The 25,138-nt window shown below is 40.8% G+C and carries 22 protein-coding genes; 11 read left to right on the top strand and 11 right to left on the bottom strand.

Annotated elements, in window-relative coordinates; genetic code table 11:
* Positions 1 to 471 precede the first annotated feature (471 nt).
* From DPX34_RS11520 to pepQ, 4 genes are all read right to left on the bottom strand, one after another.
* Positions 472 to 1,071 (bottom strand): DJ-1/PfpI family protein, encoded by a 600-nt coding sequence (locus tag DPX34_RS11520; protein ID WP_111978581.1) that lies wholly within the window; start codon positions 1,069 to 1,071, stop codon positions 472 to 474.
* 44 nt (positions 1,072 to 1,115) lie between these two features.
* The gene (locus DPX34_RS11525; RefSeq protein WP_111978582.1) at positions 1,116 to 2,567 is read right to left on the bottom strand and encodes a TrkH family potassium uptake protein; all 1,452 of its coding nucleotides are present in this window, start codon (positions 2,565 to 2,567) and stop codon (positions 1,116 to 1,118) included.
* A gap of 72 nt (positions 2,568 to 2,639) precedes the next feature.
* Entirely contained in the window at positions 2,640 to 3,287 is a 648-nt protein-coding gene (locus DPX34_RS11530; protein ID WP_332872828.1) for a YigZ family protein, read from the bottom strand.
* Between the two features lie 46 nt (positions 3,288 to 3,333).
* Positions 3,334 to 4,662, bottom strand: coding sequence for a Xaa-Pro dipeptidase (gene pepQ / locus DPX34_RS11535; RefSeq protein WP_111978583.1), 1,329 nt, complete (start codon positions 4,660 to 4,662; stop codon positions 3,334 to 3,336).
* Positions 4,663 to 4,832: 170 nt separating this feature from the next.
* On the opposite strand from pepQ, the gene DPX34_RS11540 reads away from it, so the two are divergent.
* On the top strand, positions 4,833 to 5,216 hold the full coding sequence (locus DPX34_RS11540) for a diacylglycerol kinase (RefSeq protein ID WP_111978584.1): 384 nt from the start codon (positions 4,833 to 4,835) through the stop codon (positions 5,214 to 5,216).
* Positions 5,217 to 5,237: 21 nt separating this feature from the next.
* On the opposite strand, the gene DPX34_RS11545 is transcribed toward DPX34_RS11540, so the two are convergent.
* On the bottom strand, positions 5,238 to 5,636 hold the full coding sequence (locus DPX34_RS11545; protein ID WP_111978585.1) for a YkgJ family cysteine cluster protein: 399 nt from the start codon (positions 5,634 to 5,636) through the stop codon (positions 5,238 to 5,240).
* Positions 5,637 to 5,896: 260 nt separating this feature from the next.
* Positions 5,897 to 6,472: a DUF6436 domain-containing protein gene (locus DPX34_RS11550; RefSeq protein WP_111978586.1), complete on the bottom strand. Its 576-nt coding sequence runs from the start codon at positions 6,470 to 6,472 to the stop codon at positions 5,897 to 5,899.
* Between the two features lie 322 nt (positions 6,473 to 6,794).
* On the opposite strand from DPX34_RS11550, the gene DPX34_RS11555 reads away from it, so the two are divergent.
* From DPX34_RS11555 to ybaK, 3 genes are all read left to right on the top strand, one after another.
* Positions 6,795 to 7,211, top strand: coding sequence for a hypothetical protein (locus tag DPX34_RS11555; protein ID WP_111978587.1), 417 nt, complete (start codon positions 6,795 to 6,797; stop codon positions 7,209 to 7,211).
* A gap of 21 nt (positions 7,212 to 7,232) precedes the next feature.
* Positions 7,233 to 7,721, top strand: a complete 489-nt coding sequence (locus tag DPX34_RS11560) for an ATP-binding protein (RefSeq protein ID WP_111978588.1) — start codon at positions 7,233 to 7,235, stop codon at positions 7,719 to 7,721.
* A gap of 110 nt (positions 7,722 to 7,831) precedes the next feature.
* Positions 7,832 to 8,281, top strand: a complete 450-nt coding sequence (gene ybaK, locus DPX34_RS11565; RefSeq protein WP_111978589.1) for a Cys-tRNA(Pro) deacylase — start codon at positions 7,832 to 7,834, stop codon at positions 8,279 to 8,281.
* A gap of 84 nt (positions 8,282 to 8,365) precedes the next feature.
* Here the strand turns inward: ybaK and DPX34_RS11570 are convergent, their stop codons facing one another.
* Together DPX34_RS11570 and DPX34_RS11575 are read right to left on the bottom strand one after the other, a co-directional pair.
* A complete protein-coding gene (locus DPX34_RS11570) occupies positions 8,366 to 9,697 on the bottom strand; it encodes a metallophosphoesterase (protein WP_232824717.1) in 1,332 nt (443 codons plus the stop codon).
* An 80-nt stretch (positions 9,698 to 9,777) separates the two neighbouring features.
* On the bottom strand, positions 9,778 to 12,573 hold the full coding sequence (locus DPX34_RS11575) for a TonB-dependent receptor (RefSeq protein ID WP_111978590.1): 2,796 nt from the start codon (positions 12,571 to 12,573) through the stop codon (positions 9,778 to 9,780).
* A 482-nt stretch (positions 12,574 to 13,055) separates the two neighbouring features.
* On the opposite strand from DPX34_RS11575, the gene DPX34_RS11580 reads away from it, so the two are divergent.
* Positions 13,056 to 13,982, top strand: coding sequence for a GGDEF domain-containing protein (locus DPX34_RS11580; protein WP_111978673.1), 927 nt, complete (start codon positions 13,056 to 13,058; stop codon positions 13,980 to 13,982).
* Complete coding sequence (locus tag DPX34_RS11585; RefSeq protein ID WP_111978591.1) at positions 13,982 to 15,013, top strand: AraC family transcriptional regulator; 1,032 nt, start codon at positions 13,982 to 13,984, stop codon at positions 15,011 to 15,013. The genes DPX34_RS11580 and DPX34_RS11585 overlap by 1 nt, the downstream gene beginning before the upstream one ends.
* A gap of 49 nt (positions 15,014 to 15,062) precedes the next feature.
* Here DPX34_RS11585 and DPX34_RS11590 read toward each other — a convergent pair whose 3' ends face one another.
* On the bottom strand, positions 15,063 to 15,656 hold the full coding sequence (locus DPX34_RS11590; RefSeq protein ID WP_111978592.1) for a TetR/AcrR family transcriptional regulator: 594 nt from the start codon (positions 15,654 to 15,656) through the stop codon (positions 15,063 to 15,065).
* Between the two features lie 176 nt (positions 15,657 to 15,832).
* Here DPX34_RS11590 and DPX34_RS11595 point away from each other — a divergent pair, with 176 nt between their 5' ends.
* From DPX34_RS11595 to DPX34_RS11610, 4 genes are all read left to right on the top strand, one after another.
* The gene (locus DPX34_RS11595) at positions 15,833 to 16,567 is read left to right on the top strand and encodes an SDR family oxidoreductase (protein ID WP_111978593.1); all 735 of its coding nucleotides are present in this window, start codon (positions 15,833 to 15,835) and stop codon (positions 16,565 to 16,567) included.
* Positions 16,568 to 17,302: 735 nt separating this feature from the next.
* Positions 17,303 to 18,583 carry a polyamine export protein PaeA gene (paeA, locus tag DPX34_RS11600; RefSeq protein WP_111978594.1) on the top strand — a complete coding sequence of 427 codons (1,281 nt, stop codon included), beginning with the start codon at positions 17,303 to 17,305 and terminating at the stop codon, positions 18,581 to 18,583.
* Positions 18,584 to 18,673: 90 nt separating this feature from the next.
* Positions 18,674 to 20,929 carry an Orn/Lys/Arg family decarboxylase gene (locus DPX34_RS11605; RefSeq protein WP_111978595.1) on the top strand — a complete coding sequence of 752 codons (2,256 nt, stop codon included), beginning with the start codon at positions 18,674 to 18,676 and terminating at the stop codon, positions 20,927 to 20,929.
* A 715-nt stretch (positions 20,930 to 21,644) separates the two neighbouring features.
* Positions 21,645 to 22,784 (top strand): HupE/UreJ family protein, encoded by a 1,140-nt coding sequence (locus tag DPX34_RS11610; protein ID WP_111978596.1) that lies wholly within the window; start codon positions 21,645 to 21,647, stop codon positions 22,782 to 22,784.
* Positions 22,785 to 22,864: 80 nt separating this feature from the next.
* On the opposite strand, the gene DPX34_RS11615 is transcribed toward DPX34_RS11610, so the two are convergent.
* Positions 22,865 to 23,662, bottom strand: coding sequence for a DUF2145 domain-containing protein (locus tag DPX34_RS11615; protein WP_111978597.1), 798 nt, complete (start codon positions 23,660 to 23,662; stop codon positions 22,865 to 22,867).
* A gap of 27 nt (positions 23,663 to 23,689) precedes the next feature.
* Positions 23,690 to 24,028 (bottom strand): hypothetical protein, encoded by a 339-nt coding sequence (locus tag DPX34_RS11620; RefSeq protein WP_111978598.1) that lies wholly within the window; start codon positions 24,026 to 24,028, stop codon positions 23,690 to 23,692.
* A 120-nt stretch (positions 24,029 to 24,148) separates the two neighbouring features.
* Here DPX34_RS11620 and DPX34_RS11625 point away from each other — a divergent pair, with 120 nt between their 5' ends.
* Positions 24,149 to 24,883 (top strand): helix-turn-helix domain-containing protein, encoded by a 735-nt coding sequence (locus DPX34_RS11625; protein ID WP_111978599.1) that lies wholly within the window; start codon positions 24,149 to 24,151, stop codon positions 24,881 to 24,883.
* Positions 24,884 to 25,138: the final 255 nt, after the last annotated feature.

Below are 25,138 nucleotides of genomic sequence, written 5' to 3' on the forward strand. Positions count from 1 at the left end.
GGTTAAATTGGCGACTGCGCTCAACCAATTTCACGCTTCTGGCAATTGAAAAAAGTGTCTTGGGAGCAAAAATTGATTGGATTTTATCTGTCAAAGTCGTAAGGTTCATTGTCTTCATGTTTGTTTGTCTTTTATTAGTTTTGGCGAACCAATAAGATCACAAATTGAACATGAAGACACCTCTTTTTTTCTTAAGATCCTACATATGAAATGCGCTTAAATGAAAGAATAGTGGTGCTCTTTTGAGTTCCAGCAACACAGAGTAAACGCATTTAAAACTCGCCTGAAAGGAATGCCCCAGCGGCTTTTGACCTGCGTTATCGGTATTTGAAAGGGAGCAACCATTCCTGTACACCGACGCCTTGTTCAAAAATCGCTGGATGCATTCTGAGAGATCACTTATTTATATGAATTGGTATAACTGAATCGTATACCCAAGTTACTTCAAGATACCGCTATTGTATCTTGAGGTTACTGAGCTGTTTGGTATTCCATATAACGCTCGGTTGTTTTTCTTATTTCGCGACTCGTTAGTTTTTCGACGACATATAGGCTCATATCAATACCCGCACTGATCCCGCCAGATGTCATAATATCACCGGTATCAATAAAGCGAGAGCCTTTTAATACTTGGCAACTGGGTTCTATTTTTTCAAGGAGCTCAAACGCTAAATGGTGAGTGGTAGCTTGTCTGTTTTTAAGTAAACCTAATTTAGCCAGGACTAACGCGCCAGTACAAACGGATAAATTGTATTGGCTGGTTTGCGCTAAGCGGGCAATTTCTTTTAACAGTTTATTATTTTTTAAAACCCCGCGCGTGCCATCTCCGCCTGGGATAATCAAAATATCCGTGCGCTCAAGTTCGGTAATTGCGCAATCAGGGTTAACACTTAAGCCGTTTTTGGCCACAACACTGTTGCCATTAAAACTACAGGTTTTAAGGTTAAAGAGTGGGCCACTGAGTTCTTCGGTTACCGAAAACACTTCAAAAGGGCCTGCAAAATCGAGTACTTCAACGTTATCAAATAATAATATGCAAATATCGAGTATGGGGGCTGTTGTGACTTCCATGATTGTATTCCTTGTTATTCATTATCCAAAAAGTGTCTGCTAAATTATGCACGCCAAAATGTAGGTGTAAAAAGAACAAGTAACGTAAATATCTCTAAGCGACCAAACACCATGGCGATCACTAATATCCATTTACTGGTGTCAGGTATGCTACCAAAATTAGCGGCTACTTCACCTAAACCTGGGCCTAAGTTATTCAAACAAGCGGCGGTTGCCGAGAAGGCGGTAATGTTATCTAAGCCTGTTGACAGTAAGGCTAGCATAATGACCACAAAAACGAGGGTGTAAGCGGCAAAAAATCCCCAAACGGCATCAACCACTTTATCGGGTAAGGCTTTACCGCCAATTTTAATTGAGAAAACCGCTTTAGGGTGAATTAAGCGACTGAGTTCGCGCATACCTTGCAGATAGAGGAGTAATACACGCACGACTTTCATACCGCCGCCTGTCGACCCTGCGCAACCGCCAATAAATGATGAAAAGACCAACAATAAAGGCAGTAATAAAGGCCAACCCGAGAATGAATCTGTCGCAAAACCGGCGGTCGTGCTAATAGACACCGCTTGAAATAAAGCATGGTTCATCGCCGTTTCGGGTGAATCATAATAAGCTGTTTCAACTAATACCCAAAAGCAAATGAGGGTTAATACCAGTTGAATACCAATAAAGCCTTTAAATTCAGGATCGCGTAAATAACCCATAATGCTGCGGCCGCGTACGGCTGCATAATGTAAGGCAAAGTTGATACCCGCAATAATTAAAAACACGACACAAATTAAGTTGATTACCGGGCTATTAAAGTAACCAATACTCGCGTCATGGGTTGAAAACCCCCCGATAGCGATAGTCGAGAAAGCATGACAGATGGCATCGAATAAGGTCATGCCTGCCGACCAATATGCGATGGCGCACATCGTGGTTAACGTTAAATAGATTAACCATAAGTGTTTGGCGGTATCGGCGATTCGAGGTGTCATTTTTGAATCTTTTACCGGCCCCGGGGTTTCGGCTCTGTATAGCTGCATGCCCCCGATACCTAGCATGGGTAAAATGGCAACCGCGAGCACAATGATCCCCATTCCACCTAACCATTGTAATTGTTGACGATAAAACAACACCGCTTTAGGTAAAAAATCGATACCGGTAATAACGGTTGCGCCCGTTGTGGTTAACCCCGAGAAGCTTTCAAATATCGCATCGGCCAACGTCATGTTAGGGGCTTCGAGTAGCATAAATGGAATAGCCCCAAACACGCCCAGTACAACCCAAAACATCACAACAATTAAGAAACCTTCGCGTGCTTTTAAATCGGCTTTTTGTTCTCGCTGTGGATACCACATAAACAAACCACCGATTAAGCTCACGACAAAAGCGAGTACAAAAGCTAAACCACCGCCATCTTTGTATATAAGTGAAACCACAGCGGGTGGGATCATGGTTGAGCTAAATAAGGCAACCAAAAGGCCAAGAATACGTATTATCGAACGATACTTCATTTTATGTGTGTTATCCGTTCTACTCTAAATTAGTAACAGGCATGCATTTTATAAGGCGAAGATTAACCGACATTAATCTTCGGGTTTTAGGGTTAATTGCATGTCTTGTATTTTCTGTTGGAAATTTTCGCTGTTAGTGGCACTGAGCGCAAGCTGTAATTTAACACAGTCAGAATAGTCGATGTTGATAACATCGCCAGATTCCTGTTTAAGCCAAAACTCAACTTGTTCCCATTGTGAATAACTGCAAGTTAAATGATAAAGTGATTTTTCGACTTTTAATTCGGTTTTTAACGTGGCTAAAGCCTGTTTTACGCCGCCGCCATAAGCTTTAACTAAACCGCCTGTGCCGAGTTTAATACCACCCGAGTAACGAACAACGATGGCCACAACATGACCTAAACCTGAACCTAATAAAACCGCGAGCATGGGTTTACCTGCGGTGCCAGTCGGTTCGCCATCATCAGAAAAACCATATTGATTTGAATCGTAAGGCGGCCCCGCTACAAAAGCTGAGCAATGATGACGAGCATCTGGATGTTGAGCTTTCATTTTTTGGATGGTTTGCTTGGCTTCTTGGGCATTTTTCACGGGGATTAAATAAGAAATAAACCGGCTTTTTTTAATTGTTTCTTCGGTTTCGGTTGGGCTAGCGGGAATAAAATATTGGCTCAACTTAAGGCTCGATAAAGTGATTAATGACGCTGAGCATATTAACACGCCTAATATCCCTAAGTCACTTGGGGATATTAGGCATGAGTTTGGTTTATAAACCTAAATCGCGGGTCATGTTTTCATTAAACGTGGCGTGAACAATAATGTTATCTTCAATTCTGATCCCACCAAATGGTTTTAATGCTTCAACGCGTTGCCAATTAATATATTTGCCCTGTGGTGCTTTGCTTAACGAATTGAGCAAGCAATCAATAAAATACAAACCGGGTTCAATTGTAACCACCATGTTAGGTTCAATAATACGCGTGGTGCGCAGATAAGGGTGTCCTTCTGGTGGTTCACGGTGTGTGCCTCGAGCATCAGCCATAAAACCGCCCACATCGTGCACTTGCAAACCCAGAGGGTGACCTAAGCCGTGTGGGAAAAACGAAGCGGTAATATTAAGTTCTATCACTTCTTTGGCTGAAATGGTGACTAAGCCAAATTCGACTAACAGCTGCGCTATTTTGTGATGACATTGAATATGCAAATCACCAAATTTCATATTCGGTTTTAAACTCGCGACTAAATCTAATTGTATTTGGTCTAAGCGATTTATCAGTTCGGCAAACACGCCTTTTTTAGCCGCATACGTGCGAGTTATATCACTGGCGTAGCCATTAAATTGACCACCAGCATCAATTAAAAAAGACAAATGTTGGCTGGGTTTGTGGCGTTCATAATAGGTGTAATGTAGGGTCGCGGCATTTTGATTTAACGCGACAATGTTATTGTAGGGTAATTGGTGTTCGTTTAATTGTGCGGCCTGTAAAAAGGCGAGATGAATATCAAATTCACTACCGCCAGCATAAAAGGTATCTTTAGCCGCTAAATGCCCCTGAATACCTATTTTAGTTGCCTCGCGCATGCACATTTGCTCATACTCGGTTTTGTATGCGCGGTAAAAATGTAAATGATTGAGAATAGGTTCAGGGTTTATATTGTCAAACCCCAGTGCTTGAGCAACTTCAAGGTGTTCGCCAATGTAAGCGTGATTATTTAAGACACGCGGTAATAATGCTTCAACCTGGTTGGCCTGCGTTAATATTTGTATATCAAATGCGTCTTGCCAAAATTCATCGCCTAATTTAATGACTTTGTGCCAAAAATCATGCGGTTGAAAATAGATGAGTTTAGGTTTATTAATGCCATCTACAATGAGCCAAGAATTAGGTACATCTAGCACGGGTAACCACGCTTTAAAGTGAGGATTCACTTTAAAAGGGTAATCCATATCATCTAAAAATTGACGCTTGGTTTGGCCAGAATGGATCACCAAGGCATCAATCTTTTCGAGTTGGATAATGTCTTTTACTCGACTTTGCAAACTAGTTAAATGCGATTGATACAGTTTAGTTAAATTGTCATTCAACTGTGACATGATGGCCGACCTTATGATTTTTAAAAGCGTTGAAAATAACAGTATGTTATTTTATCAACAGACTGAAATTAAAATAATGCGCTCCCGTTGTTTTATTATATACCTAAGCTTAAATAATGTACGGGATCATGTATCAATTTTAAATTAATGAAGAAGAGGAATTAAGCAAAATGTCGGAAACTTTAAAGCCAAATGGACAAGGTTTACAACGTGTGATCAGAGCGACAATGTGTTCAATTCAAGGCATTAAAGCCGCTTACACACACGAAGCCGCTTTTAGACAAGAAGCTTGGCTGGTTATCTTATTATTACCGATAGCTTGGTTAACGAGTCATTCATTAGGGCAGTTTGTGGCACTCGCAAGTTGCTTAGTATTAGTACTCATTGTTGAATTACTGAACTCAGCGGTTGAAGCGGTTGTTGATCGCATTAGTTTAGAACACAGTGAATTAGCGGGGCGCGCAAAAGACATGGGCTCGGCAGCGGTTACGCTATCATTGGTGATTGTTGCGCTTGTGTGGGGACACCACTTTTATCATTATTTTACCGGTTAACGATTCTTTGATTGTATAACATTAATAATGGGCAGGACGACTGCCAGCCATTAACTTATCCAATTTGACTTGTGCCCGCTTGGGGTTGTCTAAATCGATAACCTCGATCATTTCGCATTCATCTCTCACCATTTCATCGATTAAGCTAGGGTAGTGACGACAGTCTTCTGGCCGGTCTAAATAAATACTACAGGTGTATTTATTGGGGGCTTGCGGGGTTTTCTTCGGTTCTAGTTCGAGAAACGGGCATCGTGTTAACTTTTGACCTGACTTTGGATCAAACCAAATCTGACCGTTTTTTACATACTCAAAAATTTCAGGGTTAAAGATCTCCCATAAATCGATTTCTTCTTGAGTTGCCGCGAGTGCGCCATCGCCATACTTAATGCAGCATTTGCCGCATTGATTGCAATCTTTCATTATTTGCCTGTTGGTCTTCAAATAAAAAGTAGAGCGTGTAGCCCAAGCTCTATTATACCTTATCTATAGTCAAAGCGATCGGGTTTTAGGGGAAGCCGTCAAAGCTACCGCGTCCTGCTCTCGCCCCTTACCTGCATCCATGCAGGCAAGCTTCGAGACCCCATGAGCATATGCTCTACTATGTGATTGGGGCGAGTAAGCGCTGACAATGAACCATAAAACCTGAGCGAGAAGACTATATGTTATTAAGTGCTCAGCTATTAATACTGAAGGGATTGGCTATAGCAGCCGCTTGATTGAGTTATCACGGCGGCGATACTGCGAGTATGGTTTTGTGCGGTATGAATAAAAGGCTCGACTAACCCATTGCCCTCACTACAAAAATAGCCCGAAGCATAAGGGCCAAGGTAAATTAATTGCCCTTGTTGATTAAAAACAGCGACGGCTGGAGTCGAAGGGATCCATTGTTGTAATACATGGGGTGCTGGCGTTGACAGATCTAAGGTTACGCTTTTAAAATTATGTTTAACACCCAACGCAATGACACTGTCTATATGCGGTTGGGCAATCATTTGACAGTTGCAATGCTCACGCGTGAAATGGACGATGGTATTATTGAGCTGACTGTCGGCTGCTATCATATTTGTGGTATAGCGTTGAACCGTTGCTGTGAATTGCTGAGAAAATGTAGGGTCTAACGCCGCATTTTCAAGCTGGTGTTCGGGATCAAATTCGAATTGTTGTGGTACTTGAAATGTGGATACCGCGGAAATGATAATAATAAACCAAATCGTGAAAAATATGTGGATAGCGTATTTAATTAAGTAATCAATCATTAAAACCTAAACATCGTTAATGGTTATGCTGTATGTGTATTCGAACACGCCATTCAATACTTTGTGTCATATGTGTCAGTATGGATTAATGACATCGGGAATGAAAGGTGGTTTTTTTTATATTATTGAACGGATAAGGGCGTAAATTAATGCGAATACTGTTATTGGATGTGTCGGTTTTTTCGTATCAAGGTTTTAGGCTGCCGCAATGTATCGCTGAATTGGGTTGTGAAGTGATCGCTATTTGCCGACCTTCTGCTTTGATTAGCCAAACTTTTTTATTAAAAAGCAGCTGACAGGCGGGTTAAACGACAATAATACGGTGGATCTAAAACGCTTTTTAGATGACTTGTTGGCATGCGATGCACAGGTTGTTATTCCTTTAAATGATGAATCTAGGCGATTCTTATTGCATGTCAGTCAGCACGTATTAGCACAAGCTGACCATATAAAAGCGCCATTAGCGCGATTGTTGGCTCATTCTGTGTATTCCGCTGCGAGTTCTGCGCTGTTAGATAAACGGCTAACCCTAAGCGATACTTGCCAAACATTGGCACTTGATACACCTGCATTTACGGGGGACTTATCGCCCAATTCTATTCAGCATTTTTATCAACAACATTCTGCCCCTTTTGTGGTCAAACTCGATGGAACGGATGCGGGTAATGGTGTGACTTATTATGCAAGTGCGGCTGAGTATCCGGATGCGACGCCAAATCAACCTGGTATTGCGCAGTAATTTATCGCGGGTCAAGTTTGTATGTTGAGCTTTTCGGCTCATCAAGGGCGTTTTTTAGCGGGCATTTGTGTGCGCAAAGTACAAAACTTAAAATCAGATTTTGGCCAATCAACCGTGGTTGAATCCATTGCTTGCCCTGCTATTATTGTTGCCACTAAAAAGCTCGTGCAGCATTTGGGCTATACCGGTTTTGGTAGTGTCGATTTTATTCTTGATGCACAAGGTCAAGTGCATATTATTGAGCTCAACCAACGTATCACTAAAATAAGTCACTTAGGTCATTTTTTTGGTCAAGATCCACTTACGGCATTGCTGCAATGTGTTAATGGCAGTGAGGTTAATTTGCCAGCGGCTAAAATCGGCGTGACGGTTGCGTCTTTTCCGTATGAATGGAGTCGTCAACCAAATAGTCCGTGTTTGCAAGGCTTGGTTGATGTGCCGTGGGCTGAAGCTAAAATGATGCAAACGATTATGAAGCGCATCATGCCCAAAAATATTAAATTTGTTTAAAATGGCCAGCAACACTCATCATGGGTCGTTGCTGGCTTTTTATTATAGCCCTGCTGGTACTTGGGTATAAACCACATGAAATTAAGGCGAGAGAATTAAGATGAATTAACATGGCTAAAAAGCAGCGAGTAGCACACACGATACATGAATATACGCATGATGAAGCGCATGGATCTTACGGGCTCGAAGCGGCTGAAAAAATGGGTGTTCCGGCTGATCGCGTTTTTAAAACCTTAGTGGTTATACTTGATAACAAAGCACTTGTGGTCGGTGTTATCCCTGTTTCTACCCAATTAAGTATGAAGCAAATCGCTAAAGCGGTTGGTGCTAAAAAAGCGGTGATGGCCGATAAGGCGGATGTTGAACGCGCGACGGGTTATGTATTAGGTGGGGTGAGTCCGTTAGGGCAAAAAAAACAGCTCAAGACGATTATTGATTCATCGGCTCAAGCTCACTCGACTATTTTTGTTAGCGCGGGTCGACGGGGATTAGAAATAGAATTAAACGCGGATGATTTGCTAGCGTTAACTCGAGGTCACTACGCCCATATTGGCCAATAGTGTTGAACGTGAACATAAATCAAAAGCTTGGTTGGTTTTCTTAGCCAAGCTTTTGATTTTTCTTGGACTTTTCTTGGCTTTTTCTTAGTTGTTTCTGCGCTTAAAACTAAATTGACCGGCAGGTTCCACTTGGCCTGATTGGTCGGTTGGGGTGGTAAAATAGTCTACATTGAGCCGGTTTGTATCATTGTTTAAAGTAATGTGAGCAAACCCCCAAACAAAATCTTTTGCCCAAATTAATTCATATTCTGGGTAACGTTTTTCTTGATAAGCGGCTAGTAAACTATGTTTGCCGCGCATTTTTGAGGCGGCACCACTAATAATTAAAGGTAATGGAGGCTTTTTACTATTGGGTGTGTAGCGTGAGCAATCGTCGGTTAATAATTCTAAATCATGCTCATGCCCGGCAATATAAGCATCGGCGTATTGACATAAGGCTGGCATAATGAGTTTGCGCAATACGTGACCTTCGCTGTATTTAGTGCCGCCGATAGACCATAAAATATGGTGGCCATAAACGATTTTCCATTTAGCATTTGATTGAGCCAATGCCGTTGTTAACCAAGCAAGTTGTATTTTATCTTCGCCGTTGACTGGGTTTTCGTGTGGCTCTGCGTTGTCGTATTCACCTTTGTTGTGGCGTAATGCGTGTTCAAGATCGACTTCACTGCCATCGGGATTTAACGGGGTTTCATAGATGGTTTGACCTGCCAATAGCATGTTTGTATCGAGCACAAAAAATTCAACGTCTTGCCCTGGTTGTCCCACTTTGTATTGATAATACCCTTGTTCACTCATATAAAAATTAGCTTGTTGTGCCATCCACGCGGTTTGCAATGCCACGCCTTTACGTGAACTTTTCCAATCGTGATTGCCAAGTGCAGAATAAACCATAAAGTCAGGTTGCTGCTGAAACAAAGGTAATAAGGGTTTTAAAATTAGATCATCCATTCGTTTTTGGTCATCTTTACCGTCATTTGCATCGGCACCATCAGGATAAACGTTGTCGCCTAATTGCACCCCAAAATCGCAGCTACGTTGTTTGCATAAGTTAGCCATTGCTTGTCCTACCGCGGCTGCGCCACCTAACTCTGTTGCGATCTGTGTACCGGGGTAAACATAAAGAGGTGCGTGGTTAAACTCGCTCATGGGACGGTGTTCTTCTTGCCAATCGGCTTTTTCGGCCGCGATAAATTCCGCGCGTGTTTTGGGGTTTTCGATATGTTTCTTTTTGGGATAGTCGACATGGTAGCCACCGTCACCAAAGGCTAAAAAAGCGATATTGTTTGCGTTATTAGCTGATTCTGCTGGCTGGCTCACATTGGTAGGTGCGTTATGGCTACAAGCGAGTAGTAATGCGCTGCAGAGTAAGGCAAGGCTGCTAGTGATAGAAGGGCGGAGTGTAAAAATCATCATTGTACTTCTTTTGTCTTGTTAAAATAATGAAGTAACAGGCCGTATGGCGACCTGTTACTTGGCGGTGCTTTGGCTTATGACTACATTGACGAAATGCTAATGCCAAACTCAAATGTGCGACCATATTGCTCGTATTGATAGTTGTATTGGTTTTCACCATGATACAAATACAAAGGTTCGTCACTTAAATTAACGGCACTAAAGAAAAACTGGATCGTGTCTGAGTAATGATATTTACTGCTAAAATCAAACTGTGTATGTGCAGCTTGATAAACACCGGTATCGTTATCATCAAATTGATAGGTTTTACTTTTATGGCTAGCGCTTAAGCGTAAGCTAAAATCATTATTTTCAAAGCCGAACATCAAGTTACCGATCATGTCTGATTGATTAGGTAATTGGCTATCGGCGTCAACAAAAGTCCCGTTAGCACCCAGTAATAAACCTGAATCAAAGCTTTTATTCCATGCGAGCTCAACACCCGTTAATGACGCATTACCGCCATTAACCGCTTGAATAACTTCTTCGTAGCCTGCCCATTGGTTTTGCGCTTGAACTTCTTGCTGTACGATGTAATTTTTGATGTCTTTGTAAAATAAACCTGCTGAAATAATCCCAATATGATTAGGGTAGTATTCAACAGATAAATCTATATTTTGTGATTCGTAGGGTTTTAAATCAGGATTACCCACTTCGGCTTTACGCTCAGTTTCGGTTATGCCGTCATCTTCTGTTACTTCAGTTTCGATTAACTGAAATGCCGCTGAATCACTAAAAGTGGGGCGTGCGATCGTTTGTGTGTAAGCAAAACGAGAAATTAATTTATCGCTGGCGCTGTACTTAATATTCAGGCTTGGTAATAAATGATCATCACTTTTGTCAACGGCCCAAGGATTGATTAAAACATTTTCGCTGTCGGCGACTTCATCAACGACTAACTCTACTCGGTTGCCTTGAGTTGAGAAATCCGTGTCTTCATAGCGTAAACCGGTGACTATTTGCCATTGATCGATATCTAATGTCAGCATGGCATATAGTGCAAGCACGTCTTCACTGCTTGTGTAGCTATTCGCTTGGCTTTCAATGGCTGATTCTTGCGTATTTAAATCAAAGTTATTGCGATTGTTTAGCACGAACTGTTGAATGCCACTGCGCGATAAACCAGGACCAAAGTCTCCTAAGCTAAACTCGATAGGAGGAGTCGCAAAATTTTGTGCGGTTGCCTCACCAAAACCACCATCATAAATGCTGGCATTTACCTGGTTAAACTTTTCGCGGCTGCGGTATTTACCACCAAATTTAACAACGCTGTTGTAATTATGCCAAACAAAATCTTTGCTAATATCGATACGTAAGCTCGTTTCTTTATCTTCACTTAAGTTTTTTTCAGCGACGATTTCGTCTAATTCAAACTGACTCATATCATGTGCTGCCGCTGTTTGAGTCAACTGTGGCACTTCACCTGAGGAGGTATAACCGAGTGCTAAGTCTTCACCGGCAAAAACAACATCTAAACGATCGGGTTCTGATTCATTTGATTTTGAATAACCAAGCTGATATTCCATTAACCACGTATCAATTTGGTTTTCACCACCCGCGACCATCGATAAAATTTGTTGCTGTTCAAAACGGTCTTTAGTGTCACGTTCCATTTCAGCATTTGAATATTGCGCGTTGGTATTACGGTAGGTCGCAAAGTCGATAGCACCCGCATCAAATTTAAATTGCTTGCGCTGGCGATATTCATCATCAGAAAATTCGCTATAAAAACTACGCAAATAGTATTTGTCGGTATTCGACGTGTGTAGATCTAAGTTGATCGCGGCGCCGATACGTTCTCGTTCAATACGGTATTGACGTTGCTCTATTTCTTCGGCCCCAAATATCTCGACATCATCGCCTGTGAGCTCATCTTCCACTTCGATTGTGCTCCAGCCGCCATCCGTTTCAACATTTTCAGATGCAAATTTACGGCTAAACCACGAAAGCGCTCCGGCCACACCTAATTCATAGCCATTATCTAAAGTAAAAACTTGAGAATAACTACCTGATACTTTAGGACTATTTTGGCCGACTAATTCGTTATAAGAGTTTTGAACATTCACGCTGTAATATTGGCCTTCGCGGTCGAATGCACTCAAACTTTTAACTTCGATAGATCCCCCAATGGCATTTGCATCCATGTCGGGCGTTACCGTTTTACTAACTTCTAAACTCGAGACCACTTCACTGGGGATCACGTCTAAAGCAACACTACGAACTCCAGCTTCTGGCGAGGGTACGTTTAATCCATTAATGGTTACGTTATTTAAGTTAGGGTCGATACCGCGAATAGCCACAAAGCGGCCTTCACCTTGGTCGCGCTGAATCGATAAGCCAGGTAAGCGTTGTAAAGCTTCTGTGGCATTTTGGTCTGGTAATTGACCTATCGCATCGGCGCTAACAACCGAGATAACTCGATTGGCATTTTTTTGTCGGCTTAACGCACCGGCTTGTCCTGCACGTTGACCAAACACGATCACATTTTCAATGCTGTTTAAGTTTTCTCCGATAACATAGTTTTGGCTACTATTTTTATCGGCATTAATTGTGATTGTTTTACGGACTTCGGGCGCGCCGACATAGTTTATGACTAAAGTGTATTCACCCGCGGGTAAATTATTAAAGCGGAATGAACCATTACGCTGACTTACGGTTGATACATTGAGTTCTGCTATTTTTATATGTGCGCCTTGAAAGTACACTTTATTTTGTTGATCGGTAATTCGGCCTTCAAGTTCGGTATTAGCTGCGGCCTGACCCGCATATAAAGCGAGCGTGCCAATTAAAGCGCGACTGAGTGCCGAGCGTTTAAATTTTGATTTTGTGATCTTCATGTGATGTCCCTTGTTCTTGCTTGGCATTGAACCGCATTAACTCATTGCGATATCTAAATGGCTTGGTTTAAAAACGCGGGTCACGCTATACAAGTTGCATGACAGATATATTTCATTACAAGGGCATGATGTTTTTTTACTGGTGTTTTAGCGGTACTTTAGGCCGCTTTTTAATCAAAGTGAGCTTAAATGACTCCTGATGAATTGCGTGTTTTAGATTAATTAACTAATTGTTTAAGTTATAGTTAGTTATTGATTTAATTGGTAAAAATAGAGTTATTAACGATATGTTCTTAGCTTACATTAGCAAATTCATATGCAAAATAATGTTGTTAATGTGCTGGTCGTTGTTAATAAAATTGTAATTACGCTGAGCTAATATGACCCCTATTCAAATGCGCATAGCACTTTATCATGTGTCATACCCATTTAGTCGGTGGTTTTAGTTGTTAAAGCCTCCCTTTCTTGTTAAATACGCCATTATGAACTTTGCTTTTTTAAAATTTCACCGTCACTTGTTTGTTATTTTATTTGTCGTTTTAGCCAGTGTGGTTGCCATGACTATACAACTAGGTGACCTAAAAACGTTTGCGCAAATTGACTTTTTTGATGCTGCCGGAGAAGGTGGAATTACGTTGATGACGTTATTGTGGTTGTTTTTTACTTTAATAAGCCGCCCCGCAGGCAAGGTGACTCATTGGTTATTTGTTGGATTAACACTCACGAATGTATCGATGTTGCTCGATTTTATGGATGAGTTTGTGCAATACCCCGCGGATAGCGCTTGGTTAAGCACGATCGAATCGTTACCTGCGCCCATTGGCATGGTTATTTTGTCTGTCGCGTTATATCAATGGCATTTAGAACAGATGACTATCAATGCGCAATTACGCCGCACTGAGCGTTATTATCGTGATCATAGTCTGACCGATTTTGTTACCGGTTTGTATAGCGCTAAATACATGAAAAACCAACTTGAACGTGAATGTACCCAAGTTAAAAAGCGACAAAGTACCGTTGCTGTCATGATGATCGATATTCGAAATTTTGATTGTTTTAATCGTAAACACGGTGATCAACAAGGTGATATTTTACTACGTGAAGTTGCGCAACTTATTTTAATGAATCTGCGCGATGAAGATTTAGCGTGTCGTTATGCCAGTGATCGGTTTGTTATTATGCTACCTAATACGACATTGTTAACAGCGCAAGCAATGGCTAATGATATTGAATTGTCAATTTCGAATTTGGCTTTTAAATTCGGTCCTTCATCTGTCGCCAATTACCAACATGTCACCAGTTGTGCTCTCATTTTTGATGGGCAAGAGGGGGTCGACGATATGTTGTCGCAATTAAATAACGCGATGCTTGCGACCAAGCATGCGGTTAATCTTCAAGCCAGTGCTTAATGAACTGGTTTGAGCGCGATGACGACATTTTGTTATGTCGCCAATTTACCGTTGCCTTGGTTGATCTCGCTAAGCAAAGTGGTATTCACCCCGATAAAATACTCAAAGGTACTCGTTGTTTTTATAATGATTTAATCAAACCTGAATATTGTATATCGGTGCAAGCTTTATTGGTGATTATCGATAATGTTAATAAGTTATCTACGCGGCAAGATTTAAGTTTCTTATTGGGGCGAAAATTCTTTCCAAGTCATGTTGGCATGCTCGGACAAGCATTTTTGAATTGCAGCAACATTGCGCAAATGCTCCGTATTTGCCAGTGCTTTCAATTTCAACTCTGTCCATTTTTGTTTGTTCAGGTGAGTAAAACAACCGGTAAAACGCATCTTATTTTTAATAGTGCGGTAGGGACACTACACGATCATCAGCAACGATTTTTATATGAATTTATGTTTACGGCTATGCTGGGCGCTTTAAAATTTAGATTGGGCGAACTGGTACCATTAAGTATTAAATTGCCTTATCGAGCGGTTGAATATACGGAGCAATATCAAGTGCACTGGGGAGGGAAGGTTCAATTTGATCAACAAATTGCGATGATAACGATTGCGGATAATTGGTTATATAAACCGTTACCCGATAGTAGTCTGCCGCTTAAAAAAATGGCGCTTAATGAAGCCAAAGTTCAGCGTTTAACTGCGTGTAAAATAGGGTTTGTGCAAGCGGTTTGTCAGTATATTAAATGCAAAATGGCAACTCAAGATATCAGCTTAGAGGCTTGTGCTGCGCATTTTAAGATGAGTCCCGCAACGTTTAAGCGCAAACTGTCTCACCATCAAACGCGTTATCAGCAATTGTTAGATCAGCTGCGCAGCCAACACGCGATCTTTTTAATGACAGAGAATCAGCAAAGCAATGAGCGAATAGCGTCGAGTTTGCAGTTCACTGATTTAACCAACTTTCGGCGGGCTTTTAAACGCTGGACTGGCATGACACCAACTGATTTTAGACACAAATGCGGTCAATTTTAATATTCTTCTATCACGCCTACATTTAAAAAGCTAAATTTAACTTCGCTTGTTAATCTAAAACGCGCAGTGTTGGGCTTATTAAGTCGGTGAGTTCGTTTGCGTTTCTGCCGCCGCGAGCTAAAGCGGCTGTGCCGTGTAAAAAAGCCGTAAAGTAGCGTGCTAAGGTGGTTATGTTGATGTGGCTTGGTAAATCACCTTGTTTCACGGCGTGCATAAAAAATGTCACTAAACCTCGTTCAGAAAAATGATTGACCTCTTCAACTAAAGCGGCTGCCGCTGGGGGTAAATCTTCAGTTTCAGCTTCAGATACACACACCGAGACATAACAACCTTTTGGGTTATTAGGTGCACATTGCGCGGTTATTATTGAGTGTAAATAACGGCTGAGTTGTTCTTTAACCGGTGCATTACCGGTTAAGTGTTTCGCGTGTGGTTGAGCATAATGGCTCAGGTAATGTGCGGTGGCTTGGATAAATAATTGCTCTTTATTACCAAATGCTGAATAAAGGCTGGGTTTGTTTATACCCATGCCAGATGTTAAATCGGTTAATGAAGCACCTGAATAGCCTTTTTTCCAAAATACACGCATGGCTTTATCGAGCACATCTGTTTTATCAAATTCGCGTTGTCTACCGCCGGCCATCTTGTTATCTCAATTGTTTTTTTTAAATAGGTTGACTTCTATTATACCGATCGGTACATTTAACTCAATCTTACCGATCGGTACAATTGTTTAATGGCTTAACTAACTTAATGTTAGTTCACTGCCATTCGTATTGTTAAAGCATGTAAACATTTAATAAAAGATAAGGAAGAACAATGAGTTTTGATATTAATGGTCAAGTTGCGTTAGTAACCGGTGCAAACCGGGGTATTGGTAAAGCGATTGTTGCGGCATTAATTGAGCAAGGCGCTAAAAAAGTGTATTTGGCGGTGCGAGATGTGAAGTCTGCCGCTGAGCAAACAAGTGAATACGGCGATAAAGTGGTGCCGGTGCAAGTGGATGTTTCAAGTGCCGATAGTATTGCTAATTTAGCCGAGCAAGCTACCGATGTCACGTTAGTGGTAAATAATGCGGGTGTGCTTGAATTAGCCAACCCGTTAAGTGCCGATTTTGCACAGGCATTTGCTAAAGAGGTTAATGTTAATGTATTAGGCTTAGTACATATGGCACAAGCCTTTTCACCGATTATAGAAGCTAATCAAGGTGGTGCTTTTGTGCAATTAAACTCGGTAGCGTCGATTAAAAACTTTACTGATTTAACCAGTTATTCAGCGTCTAAAGCCGCTGCTTACTCAGTCACTCAAGGCTTAAAAGCATTGTTGGTGCCTAAAGGTATTGAAGTGTTAAGTGTGCATCCTGGTCCTATCGCGACCGATATGGCTACACAAGCGGGAATGGAAGAGATGGGTGAACCGGCATCGGTTGTTGCTGATGCGATTGTGGCCGCGTTAAAATCGGGACAATTTCATTTGTTCCCTGACAGCATGGCACGTGATTTTGGCGGGGCGTATCAATCTTATGCCGAGAGTGTAATAGAAGCGGTTGAATAATACCTATCGCGATAGCTTAAGCATGGCTTAGCTTATCGTTTTGTGTACCTAAAGCGAATCGTTGATGGATTCGCTTTTTTTATGCGCTTATTCCCATCGTTGTTAATAGCGGATCATGTTAGCGGGTTAAAAAGTACGATAAGGAGGTTTACCCATTAACGAGTCGGGTGCAACGTAGATGAATTTGTTACCTTGTGCCCACGTTTTCTTTCTGATTATGGTTGATCATTTAATAACAGTGAACGGTTAAATTTAGCTGGTTCATCCGTTAAAAAGCGTCATGTTATGTTTGGATAAACGTTATTTATAGTCTTCTCGTTCAGGTTTGATGGTTCATTGTCAGCGCTTACTCTCGACTTTGGCTCCTGCGTCGTTCTAACACCTAAATCCATTTAGGCGGCCCCAATCACATAGTAGAGCATATGCTCATGGCGTCTCGAAGCTTGACGGCTTCCCCTAAAACCCGATCGCTTTGACTATATATTGTCATTAAATAGTCATTGCGTTGCGATGTTTTTGGTGATTTAATCCGCAAAATTATTAAGGGTTTATTACTCTCCAAAGCTCGACTCTAGCGCGGTTTAGATAAGATTGAGATTTTAAACGCTTGTGCCTTTTTTGAATATTAATTTATTTAAAGATTTGATAGCCCAAATTGTTTTTATGCTGTTCTGATTTTTCAGATTCTGTCGGTAAAAAACAGCTCCTAAGCTACTTTCTTTGGAGTGTTGCCGAATGAATAATGACTTTTTTTGGATCTTTGTATTAATTGTGGCGAGTGCATTTTTTGCGATCGCTGAAATTGCGTTAGCGGCTGCGCGCAAGCTTAAATTAAGTGTGTTGGCTGATGAAGGTCATGACAACGCCAAACTCGTTTTACAACTGCAAGCCAAATCGGGCGCTTTTTTTGCAGTTATTCAAATTGCGCTTAATGCGATTGCGATCTTAGGTGGCATTATCGGTGAAGCGGCTTTTAATCCCCTTATTCAAGAGGGGATCTCATACTTCTATCAAGGTCGTTTTTTAGCCGAAATTAGTTTTACCTGCTCATTTTTACTCGTCACCAGTTTGTTTATTCTGTTTGCTGATCTCATTCCTAAGCGTATCGGCATGTCGTTACCCGAGCCGATTGCGATGCGTGTGGTGAAGCCGATGATGTTTTGCGTTATTTTGCTCAAGCCATTCGTGGTCTTTTTTAACAGCATTTCAGACGCTATTTTACGCTTGTGTCGTATTCCAACAGAGCGTGTTGATAACGTGACGGCACAAGATATTGTGGCTATTGTTGATGCGGGAGCGGCGAGTGGTTCTATTCAATCGCAAGAATATCAAATGATTGGTAATGTATTTGAGCTTGAAAGCCGAAGTTTAATGTCGGTTATGTCATTGCGTGACGATATTGTCTTTTTTAATACAAATGAGTCGTCAGAGTCGTTAAGCCAAAAAATTATTGAGCACCCGCATAACTTTTATTTAGTGTGTGAAAACAGCCTAGATCATATTGTGGGCTTGGTTGAATCAAAAGCCTTGTTAAAACAAGTGTTAGCCGGACATGACGCTGAGATAACCGCGGACATGATTGATACCCAAGTCATGTATTTGCCCGATTCGTTAAGTTTATCTGAAGCGTTAGAAGCGTTTAAATACCATACTGAATCGTTTGCCGTGGTGCTAAATGAATATTCGCTCGTGGTTGGCGTTGTCACGCTTAAAGATTTAATTACGGTGGTCGTTGATGGTTTTTCTGGCTCGATAGATGAAGAGCAAATCCGCTCTCGTGATGCTAACTCATGGTTAATTGACGGTGCTGCATCGATTATTGATGTGGCTAGGGCGCTTGATATTGATGGTTTTCCGGAACCTGAAAATTATGAAACTTTGGCCGGTTTTATTATGTATAAGCTGCGTAAGCTACCCACGTTAACCGATCATGTTATTTATGCGGAACATCGTTTTGAAGTGATCGACATGGATAAATTAAAAATCAGTAAATTACTGGTGACTAAAGTTGTGTAATTATTAGTCTACAATCAGCATTATTAAAAATGATTATTATCGTTTGATAAATAATCACATCATAACATTAAATATTAAGGAATTTAACGCATGAAATTTCGCTTCCCAATCGTCGTTATTGATGAAGATTTCAGAGCTGAAAACATCTCAGGATCTAGCATTCGTGATTTAGCTGAATCAATAACTAATGAAGGGATGGAAGTGGTTGGTTTTACTAGCTATGTTGATTTAACTGCTTTTGCTCAACAAGCCAGCCGTGCATCGAGTTTTATTTTATCAATTGATGATGAAGAGTTTGGAGATGGTTCGGTTGAAGCCGTAGAAGAAGCGGTTTCTTCAATTCGTGCGTTTATTCAGGCTGTGCGTAAACGTAACGCGGATATTCCTATTTTCTTATATGGTGAAACGCGTACTTCACAACATATTCCTAATGATGTTTTGCGTGAGCTGCATGGGTTTATTCATATGTTTGAAGATACACCTGAGTTTGTTGCGCGCCATATTATTCGTGAAGCGAAAAAATATTTAGACTCTTTAGCGCCTCCTTTTTTTAGTGCGTTAATGGATTACGCGAGCGACAGTTCATATTCATGGCATTGTCCTGGTCATTCAGGTGGAGTGGCATTCTTAAAAAGTCCAGTAGGGCAAATGTTTCATCAATTTTTTGGTGAGAATATGTTACGTGCCGATGTTTGTAATTCGGTTGATGAGTTAGGGCAATTGCTCGATCATACTGGCCCTGTTGCCGCGAGTGAGCAAAACGCCGCGCGTATTTTTAATGCTGACCATTTGTTTTTTGTGACCAATGGCACGTCAACGTCAAATAAAATTGTTTGGCATTCAACGGTTGCACCAGGCGATATTGTGGTGGTTGACCGTAACTGTCATAAATCCATTTTACATTCGATTATTATGACGGGGGCGATCCCGATATTTTTAATGCCGACACGTAATCATTACGGCATTATCGGACCTATTCCTAAATCTGAATTTAGCCCTGAATCTATTCAGAAAAAGATTGCGGCTAACCCGTTTGCCCGCAATGCTAAAAATAAAAAGCCACGTATTTTAACGATCACACAAAGCACATACGATGGCATTGTGTATAACGTTGAGCAAATTAAAGATATTTTAGGCTCGACCATTGATACCTTACACTTTGATGAAGCTTGGTTACCACATGCGACATTCCATGATTTTTATAAAAACATGCATGCCATTGGTACTGATCGTCCGCTTTCTGACGATACCTTGGTTTTTTCAACCCAATCAACACACAAATTATTAGCGGGTTTATCGCAAGCTTCACAAATTTTGGTGCAGAACGGTAACAACCGTAAATTGGATACCCATCGTTTTAACGAATCTTATTTAATGCATTCATCAACCAGCCCGCAGTATTCAATTATTGCTTCATGTGATGTGGCTGCCGCGATGATGGAAGCGCCGGGTGGTCATGCATTGGTTGAAGAGTCGTTATTAGAAGCCATGGACTTCAGACGTGCCATGCGCAAAGTTGATAAAGATTACGGCGACGATGATTGGTGGTTTAAGGTGTGGGGCCCCGATAATATTGCCGAAGATGGCATTGGTGATCGCGATGATTGGATGATCCATGAAGGCGATAGCTGGCATGATTTTGGCGAGATCGAAAGTGGCTTTAATATGCTTGATCCGATTAAAGCAACCATAATCACCCCGGGTTTGAACGTAAAAGGTGACTTTGATGATAATGGTATTCCAGCTGCGATCGTGAGTAAATATCTCGCGGAGCATGGCATTATTATTGAAAAAACCGGTCTGTATTCATTCTTCATTATGTTTACAATCGGTATTACTAAAGGTCGTTGGAACTCAATGGTAACTGAGTTACAGCAGTTTAAAGATGATTATGATCATAACTTGCCATTGTGGCGTGTATTACCTGAGTTTGTTAAAAAGCATCCTCGGTACGAACGCATTGGGTTGAAAGACTTATGTGACAAAATTCATGCGATGTATAAAAAATATGATGTCGCAAAAATAACAAATGATATGTATTTATCAAACATAGAAACGGCAATGACCCCTGCTGATGCTTGGGCTAAAATGGCGCACCGCGAAATTGAGCGTGTATCAATTGATGAAATTGAAGGCCGTATCACCGCGATGTTAGTAACACCTTACCCTCCGGGGATCCCATTAATGGTGCCTGGTGAACGTTTTAATAAAACGATCATTAGTTACTTAAAATTTGCGCGTGATTTTAATAGTGCATTACCGGGTTTTGAAACCGACGTACACGGTTTAGTGAAAGAAACCGTTAACGGGGTTGAAGGCTATTATATTGATGTGGTTAAAGATTGATTGCCGCTGAGAGAATGACATTTTAATCGACAAAGGCAACGAAAGTTGCCTTTTTTGTTTTTATACCTAAGTCTCTCAGTTATACCCATTCATATAAATAAGTGATCTCTCAGAATGCATCCAGCGGTTTTTGAACAAGGCGTCGGTGTACAGGAATGGTTGTTCCCTTTTAAATACCGATAACGCAGGTCAAAAGCCGCTGGGGCATTCCTTTCAGGCGAGTTTTAAATGCGCTTACTCTGTGTTGCTCGAACTCAAAAGAGCACCACTATTCTTTCATTTAAGCGCATTTAAACGCTCGCTGAGTGGGCACTTATTATTACGGATTGGTATTATTTATTCCTATTGTTATTAACAGTTGATCGCCTGCCTAGGTAAAAAGCTCGCTCACCGCGTTTAACTTAGTGCGACTTTACATTGTTTACACACTTTTTCCTTATTTCGAACATACAATCACGCATAACTTGAGTCTATGTGAGTGTGTTGGTTGTGCTCAATAATCTAAAAATTGCTGTTATTTAAAGTCTTATCTAAACCGGCAGCGTTAATTAGAATGTCCCACACCACACTTCTACATCACACTGGTCAGATTGCGCTTTTTGCTTTTAGGAGGACAAAAGTGTAATGACTCTTATTCAGTCAAAACGATCACTTGAAGAGGATACGTTATCATGGTTAAATTCATCTCAAAATGCCTTAAAGGAATATAAGAGTGATGCGCAAGGTTGTGCTGTTTTTATTTTATTGCTTTTGTTCAACGGTTTTTGCACACGAAGCGGGCGTTACCGATACCCATGTTGATTTTGGTGCCAGCCAAGTGCGTGTTGTTTACACCATCCCTAATAATGTCATCACACCGATAGCGAAACATTTCGCAACAACGCCAAAGGTCCTGGCGAGTAATGCTTTTAATATCAGCAATAATAGTCATGATTGCGAGCTCGAAACTTATCACACAAGCGAATTAGAACAGATTGATTCGGCTCAATTTACGATGATATTTTCTTGTTATGAGTCGCTCGATAATATAACAATAAGCTATTATTTAGATGCAGCCGATTTAACGGTCGATTATAAAAATTTCACGCGGATTGAACTGGCTGATCGAACTCAAAATATCACTTTTACGCCTATAATGACTTCGCAAGATATCCCGATCAGTAAGTTAGCGGCTTTATGGCAAATTAAATTAGATGATAGCGATTTACTTGCACAGCCTGTAGAACAGTCGCAAGGTCTTAGTTTTGATGCAGATTCTGGCTTTTTTACCAATATAGCGAACTCAACACATTATTTTCCAATTGGTGTTGAGCATATCGTTCTGGGGTTTGATCACTTACTTTTTTTATTGGCGTTATTACTGTTACCGTTAAGTGGTAAACGCTTATTTTTATTGATTACGACCTTCACGGTGGCGCATTCGATAACGCTAGGCATCGCGATATTAGGCTGGTTTACTTTACCGGTTTGGTTGGTTGAAGCGGCTATTGCGGCGAGTATTGTTTATATCGCTATCGAGAATTTTTTACATATTACCTACCCAGATAAATACGCTCATATTCAAAACCGGCATATCAATCGGTTAAGTATGACTTTTTTATTTGGTTTGTTACATGGTTTTGGTTTTTCGTTTGTCTTGCAAGAGATTGGTTTAGGTTCTCAAACGGTGCCTGCATTATTGTTTTTCAATTTAGGTGTAGAAGCGGGGCAGCTTGCCGTTGTGCTGATTAGTTTACCTTTATTACGCTGGCTGTATCGTAGTGAAAAACAATTACCGGCTACTCAAGTTGCATCGGTTGCTCTGTGTTTAGTGGGCGTATTTTGGCTGGTTGAACGTTTGTGGCCAGTGATCTAAACAGCAATAAGGTGCTACTAGCAGATAAGCACCTTATTCGTCATATTGATTTATCCAGGGTTAGCGCTTTTTCCTGCTATTTAAAGCGTTTTTATATTACCTTCGGCATCTAAAATCACGGCTTGTTGGCTTAAATTGTTGTCGGCTAAATAACGACTGATTGAACTAAAAGTGGTGGTATATATTTTACGGCCGTGATCTTTAGTTGTGACATCATCGATAAACAGATTACCGAGCATGAGCTTTAACGGACTAATCTCGATGCGTTGCGGTTTAAAATAAGCTTTTGCGTTTGCTTTTAGTTGCTTGATATCGGTGCTGCCATAAATAGCCGCGTTGATCATATCTAATGTATGTTCTGTGCAGTTTTGAAACTCATTGGTAAATGGGTTTGCAATCACTGAGTAATTAGGATTATGCAATTTCGTTGTTTGACCATCACCTATCGCTTTTAGCAAACGCATTTGTACGTCTGGTGTCGGAATAATAATACCCGCTTTTAAACTGTGCACCCCCCAAAAAAAATCAGTAGGGTAGTCAATAATAATCTGACTTTTATCGGCGGCACCGGCTTGTTGATAAAGGTTATGGATGGCATAACCTTTCGCTTTTGTGCCGTCATCTAAATTGATGTCTGAATAAACAGCGATCGCCGTATGCGTAAATTTTATCCCTTTGGGTAATTCTGATTCAGGTCGACCAACGCGCCCAATAATAAAAACGCGAGCCCCTTGTGCAGCCACATATTTTTCAGTTTGCTTGGCAAATGCGGCGACGGTTTTAGCATCAAACTGACTTTCTTCTGTTTTTGCACTGCCTGCCCAGCATAAGCTGGGCAATATGAATAATCCGATGATGAGTTGCTTAACTATTTTCATTGTTTGTCTCCTGATTATTGGTTGTTTTTAAGGCTGTTTAATTTTTAATGCATCTTGTGGTGCAGGGCCGGCAATAACCGTATGGTCAGTTATTTCTAAAGGCGTATTGCAGTTTGCATTTTCGAGTAGTTTATTACCGGCGCTTTGCGCTAAATCACCGACCTCACCCACTACGATTAAAGGCACTGCGACAACGGCGCTTGCGGTTTTAATAACGGCACCGCCGCTGTGAGCTACGGTTAAAACACTGTGTTTACTGGCTTGCCCGCTATGTTCTGATGCACCCCCTAGGGCATAAGTATTTAAGCTAAACAAAGTAAGGCTCGCTAAAGTAATGGTTTTTAATAAGTTTGAAATTGTTTTCATGATTCATTTCCTTGGGTTGTTTGTTAAAAGCAGGGCTATTATTAACCTTGGTATTTGAAAAGAGGACTAATTGCTGATATGTATCGTTATATAAAACCAAAGGTATAGGAAAGTAATACGATGAGTCAGATTTCGCAGGTTACCAGCACGCTGAAGCAGTTATTAAGACAACAGCAAATTACTTATAAAGCCGTGGCGAGTCATTTAATGATGAGTGAGGCTAATGTAAAACGCATATTTTCAAGCCAATCATTCACGTTAGATAAATTAGAGGCTATCGCTGAATTAGTCGGAATGAGCTTAACCGAGCTATTTATATTAGTGGATGAGCAGCGCACGCAGCTATCGCAATTAACTCACGAGCAAGAAAAGGAGTTAGTGGCCGATCCGCAATTATTATTAGTGGCGGTTTGCGTGCGTGATGGTTGGACGTTTAGCGATATTATTAAGCATTATGACCTAGATGAATTTGCCTGTACTCGTTTGCTTGCGAAGTTAGATCGGTTAAATATTATTGAGTTGCAAGTTAATAATCGTTACAAAGTCTTGATCGCACAAGATTTTAAATGGATCCCGCACGGTCCACTTGAGCGATTTATTACGCAAGATGTTATTCAGCATTTCTTATTGTCTAATTTCAGTGATGAGCAGAGTTATCGTTTTTATTTACGCGGTTCTTACTCTGAGCAGTCGTTGTATTTATTAAAACGCAAACTACAGCAGCTTACCTATGAAGCTGGACAATTAAATGAACAGGATAGTCATTTACCGCTAAATCAGCGCCAGCATTTTGGTTTATTAACCGCGATGCGGCCGTGGGAATTATCATTATTTCAAAACATGCGGCGTAAATAAATTGTACGTTAGCTGATCTGATCTGTTTAAAAAAACAGCTAAAATTAAAATAATCACTTGATTTGTTAATTATTTGTAATATAGTCGTTTTGACTATGTTGTTTGTTTGTCGGGTTTTATGAAGACAAACACACATTTTTATTATTTTTTGATCAATTTACCGACTTTAAGTTTTAAATAACGGTTAACTGATGATGGTTATGATGCTCTCATCAGTTTTTTTATACAAAATAATAATATTGTCACAAAGACTAT

Source organism: Algibacillus agarilyticus (assembly GCF_003286125.1).
GTDB lineage: Bacteria > Pseudomonadota > Gammaproteobacteria > Enterobacterales > Alteromonadaceae > Algibacillus > Algibacillus agarilyticus.

What these genes read in the sequence shown, in the direction of transcription:
- DPX34_RS11550 (WP_111978586.1), bottom strand. Translation starts at nt 6,472, where the DNA reads ATGATTGATTACTTAATTAAATACGCTATCCACATATTTTTCACGATT.
- DPX34_RS11610 (WP_111978596.1), top strand. Translation starts at nt 21,645, where the DNA reads ATGCGCAAGGTTGTGCTGTTTTTATTTTATTGCTTTTGTTCAACGGTT.
- DPX34_RS11520 (WP_111978581.1), bottom strand. Translation starts at nt 1,071, where the DNA reads ATGGAAGTCACAACAGCCCCCATACTCGATATTTGCATATTATTATTT.
- DPX34_RS11585 (WP_111978591.1), top strand. Translation starts at nt 13,982, where the DNA reads ATGAACTGGTTTGAGCGCGATGACGACATTTTGTTATGTCGCCAATTT.
- DPX34_RS11580 (WP_111978673.1), top strand. Translation starts at nt 13,056, where the DNA reads ATGAACTTTGCTTTTTTAAAATTTCACCGTCACTTGTTTGTTATTTTA.
- pepQ (WP_111978583.1), bottom strand. Translation starts at nt 4,662, where the DNA reads ATGTCACAGTTGAATGACAATTTAACTAAACTGTATCAATCGCATTTA.
- DPX34_RS11590 (WP_111978592.1), bottom strand. Translation starts at nt 15,656, where the DNA reads ATGGCCGGCGGTAGACAACGCGAATTTGATAAAACAGATGTGCTCGAT.
- paeA (WP_111978594.1), top strand. Translation starts at nt 17,303, where the DNA reads ATGAATAATGACTTTTTTTGGATCTTTGTATTAATTGTGGCGAGTGCA.
- DPX34_RS11605 (WP_111978595.1), top strand. Translation starts at nt 18,674, where the DNA reads ATGAAATTTCGCTTCCCAATCGTCGTTATTGATGAAGATTTCAGAGCT.
- DPX34_RS11525 (WP_111978582.1), bottom strand. Translation starts at nt 2,567, where the DNA reads ATGAAGTATCGTTCGATAATACGTATTCTTGGCCTTTTGGTTGCCTTA.
- DPX34_RS11615 (WP_111978597.1), bottom strand. Translation starts at nt 23,662, where the DNA reads ATGAAAATAGTTAAGCAACTCATCATCGGATTATTCATATTGCCCAGC.
- ybaK (WP_111978589.1), top strand. Translation starts at nt 7,832, where the DNA reads ATGGCTAAAAAGCAGCGAGTAGCACACACGATACATGAATATACGCAT.
- DPX34_RS11570 (WP_232824717.1), bottom strand. Translation starts at nt 9,697, where the DNA reads ATGATGATTTTTACACTCCGCCCTTCTATCACTAGCAGCCTTGCCTTA.
- DPX34_RS11620 (WP_111978598.1), bottom strand. Translation starts at nt 24,028, where the DNA reads ATGAAAACAATTTCAAACTTATTAAAAACCATTACTTTAGCGAGCCTT.
- DPX34_RS11625 (WP_111978599.1), top strand. Translation starts at nt 24,149, where the DNA reads ATGAGTCAGATTTCGCAGGTTACCAGCACGCTGAAGCAGTTATTAAGA.
- DPX34_RS11575 (WP_111978590.1), bottom strand. Translation starts at nt 12,573, where the DNA reads ATGAAGATCACAAAATCAAAATTTAAACGCTCGGCACTCAGTCGCGCT.
- DPX34_RS11545 (WP_111978585.1), bottom strand. Translation starts at nt 5,636, where the DNA reads ATGAAAGATTGCAATCAATGCGGCAAATGCTGCATTAAGTATGGCGAT.
- DPX34_RS11595 (WP_111978593.1), top strand. Translation starts at nt 15,833, where the DNA reads ATGAGTTTTGATATTAATGGTCAAGTTGCGTTAGTAACCGGTGCAAAC.
- DPX34_RS11540 (WP_111978584.1), top strand. Translation starts at nt 4,833, where the DNA reads ATGTCGGAAACTTTAAAGCCAAATGGACAAGGTTTACAACGTGTGATC.
- DPX34_RS11560 (WP_111978588.1), top strand. Translation starts at nt 7,233, where the DNA reads ATGTTGAGCTTTTCGGCTCATCAAGGGCGTTTTTTAGCGGGCATTTGT.